Raw genomic sequence first — 12,036 nt, forward strand, 5'->3', positions numbered from 1 at the left:
GCATTGCAGGCAATCGCGATGAGTCTAGCGGGCGTGAACGCAAAAGGCAAAGAACGGGGGCGGCTCAGTGCCGACGCAGGTAAAAAGCAGAACACCGGAGATCAGAGCCTGATCCCCGGTGTCCATGTCTGAAACGATGCCCTCAGCGCCCTGCCGGATGCAAGGGCTGAAAGCGGTTGAGGCTCAGAATTCCTCCCAGTTGTCCGCAGCGGTATTCAACGCGGCATTGCCGGAGAACGCAGCTCTGATCCTTCCACCGAGGGCACGGGCGGGCGAAGCGGCCGGCCTGTCGGCCGCCGATGCCGTGCGCATGGGTGCTGAGGTTTCCGCATAACCGGCTTCAGAGAGCTTGAACTGCGCAATCAGCCGGTTGAGCGACGATGCCTCGCGGGCGAGGCCATGGCTTGCCGCGGTGCTTTCTTCCACCATGGCGGCGTTCTTCTGAGTGTCCTGATCCATCTGGTTCACAGCCGTATTGATCTGCTGCAGGCCGGAGGATTGTTCCTGTGCCGATTCCGAGATGGCGGCGACGTGCCGGTTGATTTCCTGCACTTCAGTCACGATCAGTTCCAGCGCCTTGCCGGTTTCACCAACCAGTTGCACGCCCTGCTGAACCTGCCCGTTCGACGTCGTGATCAGGTTCTTGATCTCCTTGGCCGCATTGGCGGAACGCTGCGCTAGTTCGCGAACCTCCTGCGCGACGACGGCAAAGCCCTTGCCCGCATCGCCCGCACGGGCTGCTTCCACGCCGGCATTCAGCGCCAGAAGGTTGGTCTGGAAGGCGATCTCGTCAATGACGCCGATAATGTTGGAAATCTCATTAGCGGAGGTCGCGATCTGCTCCATCGCTGAGACGGCCTTCTGAACCACTTCTCCGGATTTTTCCGCACCGATTTTCGCGCGGCCAACGAGGTGGCCAGCTTCCTGGGCCCGCTTGGTGGAGTCCTTCACCGTCGTGGTGATTTCTTCCAGAGCCGCTGCCGTTTCTTCAACCGCCGCAGCCTGCTGCTCCGTGCGTCTGGCCAGATCGTCTGCGGCGGACCTGATCTCATTGGCGCCGGCATCGATGCCGCGTGCATTCTGCGCCACCTGTGTCAGCGTCGATTGCAGCTGTTCCGCAGCCCGGTTGAAGTCACCGCGAATACCGTCAAGGCTCGGCACGAAAGGCTGGGCAATGCGGTAGGTCACGTCACCTTCAGCGATCCTGGAGAGCGCCGTGGCGAGATTGCTGACGGCGAACTGAACGTCCGCAGCCTCCTGCGCCTTCTGTTTTTCGCGCTCGATCCGATCTTTCTCGGACATGGACCGGTTGGCTTCGGTTTCATTCTCGAGCCGCACGCGCGCGATGGCGTTTTCGCGGAAGGCCTGCACGGTGGCAGCCATCTGGCCGACTTCATCCCTGCGGTCCATGCCGTCAATCTCGCTTGCGGTATCACCGGCGGCGAGTGCTTCCATGCGGGCGCGAAGCCGCGCAATCGGCGTGGTAATGCCGCGCGACGAGACCAGCAGACCAAGCGCAATCAGGGCGAGAGACACCAGTGCGAGGGTGATGAGACCCGTCCAGATCGTCGTGTTGGTGCTGGCAGACAAACGCTCCCTGCCATCATTCATGACCTGGATGAGCTGCTCGTTGCCCGCACTGATCTTCGGCGAGACCTCGGTTATCTTCCTGAGTACGTTGAGCGCCATCTGCTGCGCTTCAGCCTGCTTGCCCGCCTGCATGAGGGTTATGACCTGATTGCCGATCTCCTCGACCTCGACAACACCCTTGAGGATGTCGCGGGCGGCATCCGTGCGCGCCGGCACCAGCTCCATGATCTTGTTCTGGCGCTCTTCGAGCTGCTTGCGGTCCGCCCTGAAGGTTTTGACCGCAGCTTCGAAATCGCTGCTCGCCGGGTCATTGAGGCTGGCGCGCAGCATCTGCATGCCGAGCGCATTGAGATTGCCGCTGGTTCTGGCATTCAGCACCGCAGCAAGGGCCTCATGACCGATGAAATCGCTATAGACGGCATCGGTGCTTTTATATTGCAGGCTGACGTAGCTTATTCCGGAAAGCGACATCAGGCTCATCAACGAGATGACAAAAACGACCTTCGTTTTTATCTTGGTATTCTTCAGGAAAGACATGAATGGCCTCAAGGCAAGCGCTCGCCAGCCGCACATAAGAGAGGCCGGGGAACCAGATGATGAAACATCGCGGGTAGCTGTTGCCCCTCCTCATAGGGCGACAAGCGGATGCGTTTTGAACCGCCGCCGGGGCAGCTCAAAGGTAGCACGGCTTGTTCTACCGGCTCCGGATGAACCCTTGGAACCTGCGTATTTTAGATTTCACAAAATCACTAAATGAAGTGTTACCCGAGCCATGCAAGTGCTGACAATTCGGCACGCAAAAACGCTTTTCTGCCGTTACAGTAAATTATAAAAAATCGTCTCCATACAAATGAAAACGCAGCGGAAATCGCTTTCCGCTGCGTTCATTCATCTGATGCCGGTCGGCTGGCCCACATTCGCAGGCCGAGGCCTGCGAAATCCGATGCTTAGTAATGCACCGACTGGGAATCGATCGGGGTTGTCTTGGGCGGAGCGAACTTCGTCAGGTCGATCCCTTCGACGGCAGAGCGATACTCCTCGATGCTCGGCGTGCGGCCAAGAATTGCAGAGAGCACCACGACCGGGGTGGACGCCAGGAGCGATTCACCCTTCTTGTCGGCGCTGTCTTCCACGACACGGCCCTGGAAGAGACGGGTCGAGGTTGCGAGAACCGTATCGCCCTTCGCAGCCTTCTCCTGGTTGCCCATGCACAGGTTGCAGCCGGGACGCTCCAGATAGAGGATGTTTTCATATTCGGTACGGTTCGAGGTCTTCGGGTTGATGTCATCGAATTCGAAGCCGGAATATTTCTGCAGGATTTCCCAATCCCCTTCCTCTTTCAACTCATCGATGATGTTGTAGGTCGGGGCGGCAACGACGAGTGGCGCTTTGAACTCGACCTTGCCTTCGGTCTTTTCCATGTTGCGCAGCATTTGCGCAACGATCTTCACGTCGCCCTTATGCACCATGCAGGAGCCGACGAAACCGAGATCGACCTTCTTGTTTGCGCCATAATAGGAAACAGGGCGGATCGTGTCGTGCGTGTAGCGTCTGGAGACGTCGTTGTTGTTGACGTCAGGGTCAGCGATCATCGGCTCATTGATGACGTCGAGATCAACCACAACTTCAGCGAAATATTTCGCGTTGGCGTCCGGCTTCAGAGCCGGCTTTTCGCCCGAGCGGATTTCGGCAATACGCTGATCCGCCTTGTCAATCAGGCCCTTGAGCGTCTGGGCGGCATTATCCATGCCCTTGTCGATCATGATCTGAATGCGCGACTTGGCGATTTCGAGCGACTCGATCAGCGTCTCGTCCTCGGAAATGCAGATCGACGCCTTGGCCTTCATTTCGGCCGTCCAGTCGGTGAAGGTGAAGGCCTGATCGGCGAGCAGCGTGCCGATGTGGACTTCGATGATGCGGCCCTGGAAGACGTTGTCGCCATGCTGCTGAAGCATCTGCGCCTGCGTGGCATGCACCACGTCGCGGAAGTCCATGTAAGGCTGCATCGTGCCCTTGAAGGTGACCTTGACCGATTGCGGGATCGGCATGGTCGCCTCGCCCGTTGCCAGCGCCAGCGCGACGGTGCCGGAGTCAGCACCGAAGGCCACGCCCTTGGACATACGGGTGTGGCTGTCGCCGCCGATGATGATCGCACGATCGTCCACGGTGATGTCGTTCAACACCTTGTGGATCACGTCCGTCATCGAATGATAGACGCCCTTCGGGTCACGGCCGGTGATAACGCCGAAATTGTGCATGAAGGACATGAGCTTCGGCGTGTTAGCCTGCGCCTTCTTGTCCCAAACCGAAGCCGTGTGGCAGCCCGACTGGTAGGCGCCGTCGACCAGCGGCGAAATGACGGTGGCCGCCATCGCTTCCAGTTCCTGTGCGGTCATCAGACCGGTCGTATCCTGCGAACCGACGATGTTGACCTTGACGCGCACGTCTGAACCGGCGTGCAGCACCTTGCCGGGCGTGACGCCGACGGCATTGCGGTTGAAAATCTTCTCGACGGCGGTGAGGCCCTGACCTTCGATCGAAATTTCCTTGTTCGGTGCAAAGACCGGGGTCGCCTCGACGCCGAGCGTCTCGGCCGCGAATGTCTGGAGCTTCTTGCCGAAGACGATGGCATACGAGCTGCCGGCCTTCATGAATTCCATCTTCTGCGGCGTGAATGAAGAAGCGAGGTCCACCAGTTCGGTGCCGTTCTCGTCCCGCAGCTTGCGGTTCTTGGCGTCGATTTTGAGAACGGTGCCGGTTTCGACCGAATATTTCTGCTCGAGGATCGGATTGCCGTCATTGTTGAGGATCGGCTTGCCATCTTCACCGAGCTTCTTCACCCAGTTCTTCAGGTTGATGCCGATACCACCCGTCACATCGACGGTGGTGGCGAAAATCGGCGAAATACCGTTGGTGCCGGCGACGATCGGCGCGTAATTGACGAAGGGCACATAGGGGCTGGCCTGCTTGCCGGTCCACAGCGCCACGTTGTTGACGCCTGACATGCGCGACGAGCCGACGCCCATCGTGCCCTTTTCGGCGATCAACATCACCCGCTTGTCGGGGTGCTGCTGCTGGAGCGCGACGATTTCCGCCTGCGCTTCCGGCGAGATCATACACTGGCCGTGCAGCTGGCGGTCGGAGCGCGAATGCGCCTGGTTGCCGGGCGACAGAAGGTCGGTGGAAATATCGCCTTCGGCGGCGATGAAGGTGACGATCTTGATCTCGTCATCGACATCGGGAAGCTTGGTGAAGAATTCGGCCTTGGCGTAGCTTTCCAGAACGTCTCTGGCGATGGCGCTGCCTGCCTTGTAGGCGTCGCGCAGGCGGAACATGTCAGCGTCGTAAAGGAAGACCTGGGTCTTCAGCACGTCACCCGCTTTGGCGGCGATCGCGGCATCGTTACCGAGCGCGATATCGAGCAGCACCTTGATCGACGGGCCGCCCTTCATGTGCGAAAGCAGTTCCAGAGCGAAGGAAGGCGTGATTTCCGGCACCAGCACTTCACCAAGGATGATCTGCTTCAGGAAGGCAGCCTTGACGCCGGCAGCACTCGTGGTGCCCGGCAGGGTGTTGTAGATGAAGAACCTCAGCGCATCGGCGCGGTGTTCGCTGCCGGCATCCTTGATAAGCTCGATGATTTCGGCCGTCAGCGCGCCGTCATCGATGGGTTTGGGCGCGAGACCCAGTGTTTCTCTGCTTTTGATTTCAGCCAGGTAATCCAGGTAAAGGTTCATCGCAATCCCAACGTCATGATGTCTATTAAGCCGATACTGAGCGCCACCCAACGGTATTGCTCAACGGCCCGGGTTTCTACCAATTTCGAGTACGCCAACCGGGGCCGGCTGACAAGATGGTGCATTTCAGTAAAAAACCCGTAGACGGGATTAGCATCGCTCCCGAGCCCCCGGATCTGCCCAGGCACTATACTTTCGATTGTGGCAACCGGCATGTTTCAGCCAGTGGTTTTTCGGGCCTTTCACATTAAGGATTTGTTAACCAAATCAGCGCGAATATTAGATCATTCTAATTACCTGTTATTGGCGTGATTGGAGGGCGCGCCCCGGACAAATCGGCAGCGCGACAGCTTGGGAGGCAGCATGAAGTTTTCGACATCAAGCTACTTGTTATCGCTGGCGGCACTGGTTCTTACACCGGCATCAGGCCTTGCGCAGGTCGCCTCGACAAATTTCAACGTTCAGATCACCATTCAGGCGGCATGCCAGATCAACTCGGCCGGCAACCTCGATTTCGGGACCAACGGCGTGATCGGCGCGCCGATCGACGCCACCAGCCAGATCGTCGTGCAATGCACTGCTAGCACGCCGTTCAGCCTCGGTCTCAGCGCCGGCGCCGGCTCGGGCGCGACGGTTGCCAACCGGCTGATGACATCGACTGCGGGTGCGACCATTTCCTACTCGCTTTATACGACTGCGGCACATAGCACGGTGTGGGGAAATACCGTGGGAACGGACCGGCAAACGGGCACGGGAACCGGGGCGCCACAGAATTTCACTGTCTTTGGGCGCGTACCTGCCCAGACGACACCTGCGGTCGGCGTCTATACCGATACGGTGACGGCCACGCTCAATTACTGATCGCCATAGGGAGGATCGCGCATGCGTCTTTTTACCTTAGCGGCTGCGTTTTTTGCCGGTTTGAGTGTCTCACCTTCACAGGCTGCATCCTTACGGGTCGCCCCCGTTCTTCTCGATCTCAAGGCCCCGACAGCGGCCTCCAGCCTTCGCATCTGGAACGATGCAAAAACCCCGATCAACGTGCAGGTCCGGATTTTCCGCTGGACCCAGCAGAACGGCCAGGACGTCTACACGGCGGTGAACGACGTCGTCGCCAGCCCGCCGATGACGCAGCTGAAGGGCGGCGCGGAAAATCTCATCCGCATTGTCCGGCTCTCCAAAACACCCGTCAGGGCGGAGGAAAGTTACCGCATCATCGTCGACGAATTGCCGCCGGCGGGAAAACCGCAATCCGGCACCGTCAATCTGGTGGTCCGCCACTCCATACCCGTCTTCTTCTCGCCCGCTTCCACCGGTGACGCAGAGCCAGTCTGGAAAGTGACGCCGCAGGGCAAGGGTTACAAGGTCTCTGTGTCGAACGCAGGCGAAAGGCGCATCAGGATCGCCAACCTGATACTGTCAAGCGGCAACGGCCAGCCGGTTGGCCGCCAGCAGGGGCTGGTGGGTTATGTACTCGGCAAATCCGCCGCAACCTTCCTCGTTCCTGCAACGGGCGGCAAGGCTGGCGGCACGTTGAAGATTTCGGCAGACAGCGAAGGCGGCCCCGTCAATGCGACGGCGCGCGTCTCGGGCGGCTGACCTTGCCGTTTTGACGATTGCCGGTTTGACGGTCTTTTTTTCGGGCAGCTTCTCCATGGCGCAGGATATTCCCCCTGCGGCAGCAGCGCCTTCTGTTGCCGCAGGAGAAGCGGGACAATTGCAGCTCGAAGTCTACATCAATGATGTTTCGACAGACCTGATCGCGACATTTCGCCAAAACGACGCCGGATCGCTTCTCATCGAGCCGGATCAGCTGAAGAATATAGGGATTTCCCCGGTCGAGAGCGCAATTGGCGCGGATGGCTGGATCGATGTCTCCCGGCTGCCCGGAGTGACGGCGCGTTACGATGAAAGCACCCAGTCCGTGCATTTCACCCTGCCTATGGCGGCACGGGCGAGCAAGGTGATCGACGCGTCAGGCAAAAGCACGCACGAAGAAGGCGAAGAGACCGAGGAAAAGGCCGCGAGCAACTTTGGAGGTCTGGTGAATTACACGATCTACGGCTCGTCCGGCGGTGGCACATGGTCTGACATCGCCGATTTCAACGGCGTTTCCGCCCTTCTGGAAAGCCGGGTTTTCGGCCCGCTCGGCGTATTGTCCTCGTCCCAGGTTCTGAGCACGTCGCGCCTGTCTGAATTCGATACGCAGCGCCTCGATACCACCTGGAGCTATTCGAACGAAGAAACGCTGACGACCTATCGCGCCGGTGACCTGATCACGGGCGGGCTGAGCTGGACCCGGCCGACCCGGCTGGGCGGCCTGCAAATCCGCCGAAATTTCGATCTGCGGCCGGATATCATCACCATGCCCATGCCCGAATTTGCCGGTTCCGCCGCCGTGCCCTCCACGGTCGATGTCTATGTCAACAATATCCGCCGCCTGTCGCAGGATGTGCCGGAAGGCCCCTTCTCCATCACCAATCTTCCCGTCATCAGCGGCGCGGGCAATGCAAGACTGGTGGTGCGGGATGCGCTCGGCCGCGAAATCGTGTCGGAAACGCCATTTTATACCTCGCCTGACCTGCTGGCGCAGGGTCTTGTCGATTTCTCGGCCGAACTCGGTTTTGCCCGGCGCGACTACGGAACCTCGTCCTTCGATTACGACGACAGGCTGCTCGGATCGGCGACGGTGCGTTACGGCGTATCGGACGGGTTCACGGTCGAAGGCCATGCGGAAGGCGGCGAGGATTTCTACAATATCGGCCTTGGCGGTGTCTTCACGCTCGGAGCCCATGGATTGGCGGCAATCTCCGGCGCATCCAGCCGTTTCGGCGACGAAAGCGGCTATCAACTTTCCGCAAGCGTCGAGGCCGAACTGCTCGGGGTGAGACTTAATGCACGATCGCAACGAGCATTCGGCGACTATAACGACATGGCCTCCGTTTCCGCCAATACATCGAAAATCCAGCCAATATCCGGGCTGCTGAGCGTGAGACCGCCCCGCGCCCTCGACCAGATTTCCGTTTCCACGCAGCTGGGTTTCGATGAAACGAGCCTCAACTTCTCCTACACCCAGCTCGAAACCTTCGATGAGCGCCGGTCCCGCCTTCTCGGTCTCTCCGCCACGCGGCCCTTTGGCGAAAACGGCAATATCTTCATTACCGCCTATAAGGACCTCGAAGACAGCAACTCCTACGGCATTTTTGCCGGCCTCTCCTGGTCGTTCGGCGGCGGCGTCTCGGGCTCCGCCGGCATGTCGTCCAATGCTGATGGATATTCGCTGACGGCGGAAGTCGTGAAATCCGAAGAACAGGCGGAAGGGAGTTACGGCTGGCGGCTGCGCGGGGCGCTCGGCGGCAACGACATGGCCTCCGCATCCGGCAGCTATCGCGGAAGTGCCGCACGCGTTTCGGCCGGCATCGACCAGTTCAACCGCACGACACAGGCCTATGCCCAGATCGAAGGATCGATCGCGCTCGCCGGCGGCGATGTCTTTATCGGAAACCGGATCGATGACGCCTTCGCCGTTGTGGATGCGGGCGCGCCCGGTGTCGATATACTTCTGGAAAACCGCCCGATAGGCCAGACGAACCGCCGCGGCAAGATATTGCTGCCGAACTTGCGCTCCTACGACATCAACAACATCACGCTCGACCCCAGCAATCTGCCGGTCGATGCCCGCATCGACCACACGAAACAGACCGTGCGGCCGACCGAGCGGGCCGGCGCAGTTGTCAACTTCAAGGTGGAAACCGAGGGCCAGGTGGCGCTGGTGACACTGAAGACCGAGAGCGGTGACTTCATAGAAACCGGATCGACCGGCACGATAGACGGCAAGCGCGAATTCATGGTCGGCTATGACGGGCAGGCCTATCTCGACAATATCGGCGAAACCCATCGGCTCAGCATCACGCAACCCACCAGGGGAAAATGTGAGGCCGAAATCACCGTTCCCGCCGCAGGCGCTCAACGCGCAACTCTCGAAACCCTATGCAGGAGCGTTCAATGAAGGTCCCGATCCGCGCTGCGCTTGCCATCGCCGCCTCTTTCGCCGCCTCTCCGGTTCTGGCGCAAAGCTGCACCTTCAGCATGTCGGATATGAATTTCGGCTTCGTCAACCTCGCGGGCGGCGCAGCCGTGGACACCACGGCGACATTGTCAGTAACCTGCAACAACCCATTGTCGCTGGCGCTTTCCATTCGCATCTGCCCCAACATCAATGCCGGCAGCGGCGGACAGTCGGGCGGCATCCGCCGGATGCTTCAGGGCAGCAACATCCTCAATTACCAGCTCTATCAGAATTCCGCCCGAACAACCTCTTGGGGATCGATCACGCAGCCAGCACTCGGATCGCCTCCGCCGATCGATCTGCTGCTGTCGCCGCTGATCAACACCGCCAGCCGCACAGTCTATGGTCGGATCAATGCGAGCCAGTCCTCGGCGGCGCGCGGACTTTATCTCTCCAGCTTTGCCGGAGCAGAGACCAGTTTCACTTATACAAGCTATACCCTCATTCCACCGAGCTGCTCCTCCATCACCCAGAACCCCACCCAGGTGCCATTCACCGTGTCGGCCGCCGTGGCGCCCACCTGCATCATCTCGGCTCAGAACATCAACTTCGGCAGTCACGGCGTGCTCAACACGGCGGTCGATGCGAACGGCGCCGTCAATCTCACCTGCACCAATGGCCTGAACTACAGTGTGGCGCTGAATGGCGGCCTGAGCAACAGCCCGCCCGCCGCGCGCCAGATGGTGCAAGGTGCGGCGTCGATCATCTACGGTCTCTATCGCGATATAAGCCGCACCAATGTGTGGGGAAGCGCTGCCGGGCAAATCGCCACCGGCACCGGGAACGGCAGCCTACAGACTTTGACCGTCTATGGGCGCGTGCCGGTGCAGAACACGCCGGCACCGGGAAATTACGCCGATACGGTCGTCGTGACGGTGAACTACTGACGCGCGCGGGATAACACCCCAAGTTCAATCCGTCGGTCGATGCCGAGGCCGGTGAGAAACGCCTCATCATGGCTGACGACCAGCAAGGCACCATCATAGGCTCTGAGGCCCGCCTCCACGGCGGCGATGGAATCGATATCCAGGTGGTTCGTCGGCTCATCAAGGATCAACAATTGCGGCGGCTGCGGACCACCGAGGACACAGGCAAGGCCGGCGCGCAGCATCTGACCGCCCGACAGTGTTCCGACATTCTGCAAGGCGGCGTCAGCGCGGAACATGAAACGCGCAAGCGCTGCCCGGCAGGCATTTTCCCCCGATTGCGGATTGAGCTTGAGGAAGTTCTCGCGGATCGACAGCCCCGCATCCAGCAGGCTGACCTGCTGGTCGAGAAACGCCGCTTTGACACCGAGATGAACCCTCCCTGCAAAGGGTGGCAAATCCCCTGTTATCACGGACAGCAACGTCGTTTTTCCAGATCCATTCGGACCGGTGACGGCGACCCGTTGCGGACCGGTGATCTCGAATGACAGATCGGCAAGCACGGGACGGTCGGCAGAATTTCCCGCCGCCAGCTTTTGCAGGCTCAGCACGGTTTTCGTCGCGTGCAAGCCGCTCGGCGGCAGGGTGACGGTGACCTCCTGCATGATTTCAATACTTTCACGCGCCATCCGCAAATCATCCGTCGCTTCGGCTTTCAGGCGGCTGGCGAGATTGGCATTATCGCCGCTCGTCTTTTCAGCGCGCCTTTTCATGCCACCCGTAACGATGCGCGGCATATCGCCCTTCGCCGCTTTTGCGGCACCCTTCGCATCGCGGCGCGCCTTGCGTTCCAACGTCTCCTGCGACTTCTTCCTGACCTCGGACAGGCGTTTTTGAGCGCTGGCAAGGTCCTGTTCGGCAGCAGCCAGTTCCAACGCCTTTTGCGCGCGGTATTGGCTCCAGTTTCCGCCATAACGGGCGGCGCCGAGCGAGGTCATCTCGACGATGGCATCGATCGTTTCGAGAAGTTCGCGATCATGGCTGACCACGATGGCTCCGCCACGCCAGACCGCCAGGAAATCGGCGACGAAGATGCGACCGTCGCGATCGAGATTGTTGGTCGGTTCGTCGAGAATCAGGAAATCCGGCGCGGCGTGGATCTGTGCGGCAAGCGCTGCCCGTGTGCGTTGCCCGCCCGAGAGCGCGGAAAGCGGTGTGGCGGGTGATGCATCGAGCTCGACCCAGGCCAGCGCCTCGGCAATCGTCTCCTCCAGCATCCAGTCGACATCGCCGAGTTCCTCGAGCGTCGCCATTCCCGCCTGTGCGCGCGAAAGCACCTGCAGCGCATGGCGCGCCTCGAACAGGTCGGCGATGGTGTCATCGTCGCCGACCTGCACGCTTTGCCGCAGTACGCTGATCCTGCCGGAAACGGAGACCGTGCCTGTTGATGGCAGCAGCTCACCGGTGATCAGCTTCAGAAGCGTCGTCTTGCCGACACCGTTGCGCCCCACAAGGCCAACGCGTTCAAGGCCGAAGCGAAGATTGATGTTGGAAAAAAGCGGATGACCGTCAGGTGTGGCCCACGAGAGGTCTGAAAGGGTGATGGAATGCGGCATGGATACGGGTTCTCCTGATGACAAGGCGTTGCGGCTTTGTGATCGGGTTGAAATCCATGGTGCACCATCCTGTTGGTATTGCGGATAAAACGCCCTTACGCGAACAAAGCGGCGCGTTCGTGACGTAGGTTCAGTGTTCCGGAGGAAACGCCGGGAGG

7 protein-coding genes are annotated in these 12,036 nt (G+C 60.0%); 4 read left to right on the forward strand and 3 right to left on the reverse strand.

Annotated elements, in window-relative coordinates; genetic code table 11:
* Positions 1-183 precede the first annotated feature (183 nt).
* Both CFBP5499_RS15405 and CFBP5499_RS15410 read right to left on the reverse strand, forming a co-directional pair.
* Positions 184-2,127, reverse strand: a complete 1,944-nt coding sequence (locus CFBP5499_RS15405) for a methyl-accepting chemotaxis protein (protein WP_080830004.1) — start codon at positions 2,125-2,127, stop codon at positions 184-186.
* A gap of 410 nt (positions 2,128-2,537) precedes the next feature.
* Positions 2,538-5,327, reverse strand: a complete 2,790-nt coding sequence (locus CFBP5499_RS15410) for a bifunctional aconitate hydratase 2/2-methylisocitrate dehydratase (RefSeq protein WP_080830003.1) — start codon at positions 5,325-5,327, stop codon at positions 2,538-2,540.
* Positions 5,328-5,690: 363 nt separating this feature from the next.
* Here CFBP5499_RS15410 and CFBP5499_RS15415 point away from each other — a divergent pair, with 363 nt between their 5' ends.
* From CFBP5499_RS15415 to CFBP5499_RS15430, 4 genes are read left to right on the forward strand one after another with little or no spacing between them, the layout of a single operon-like run.
* Positions 5,691-6,188 carry a Csu type fimbrial protein gene (locus CFBP5499_RS15415; protein WP_080830001.1) on the forward strand — a complete coding sequence of 166 codons (498 nt, stop codon included), beginning with the start codon at positions 5,691-5,693 and terminating at the stop codon, positions 6,186-6,188.
* Positions 6,189-6,209: 21 nt separating this feature from the next.
* A complete protein-coding gene (locus tag CFBP5499_RS15420) occupies positions 6,210-6,926 on the forward strand; it encodes a fimbrial biogenesis chaperone (protein ID WP_080830000.1) in 717 nt (238 codons plus the stop codon).
* Positions 6,898-9,336 carry a fimbria/pilus outer membrane usher protein gene (locus CFBP5499_RS15425; protein WP_080829999.1) on the forward strand — a complete coding sequence of 813 codons (2,439 nt, stop codon included), beginning with the start codon at positions 6,898-6,900 and terminating at the stop codon, positions 9,334-9,336. Before CFBP5499_RS15420 ends, CFBP5499_RS15425 begins: the two co-directional genes overlap by 29 nt.
* Positions 9,333-10,283: a Csu type fimbrial protein gene (locus CFBP5499_RS15430; RefSeq protein ID WP_080829998.1), complete on the forward strand. Its 951-nt coding sequence runs from the start codon at positions 9,333-9,335 to the stop codon at positions 10,281-10,283. The genes CFBP5499_RS15425 and CFBP5499_RS15430 overlap by 4 nt, the downstream gene beginning before the upstream one ends.
* Here the strand turns inward: CFBP5499_RS15430 and CFBP5499_RS15435 are convergent.
* A complete protein-coding gene (locus CFBP5499_RS15435) occupies positions 10,277-11,878 on the reverse strand; it encodes an ABC-F family ATP-binding cassette domain-containing protein (protein ID WP_080829997.1) in 1,602 nt (533 codons plus the stop codon). The genes CFBP5499_RS15430 and CFBP5499_RS15435 overlap by 7 nt on opposite strands.
* Positions 11,879-12,036: the final 158 nt, after the last annotated feature.

The organism is Agrobacterium tumefaciens (assembly GCF_005221325.1).
Classification (GTDB): domain Bacteria; phylum Pseudomonadota; class Alphaproteobacteria; order Rhizobiales; family Rhizobiaceae; genus Agrobacterium.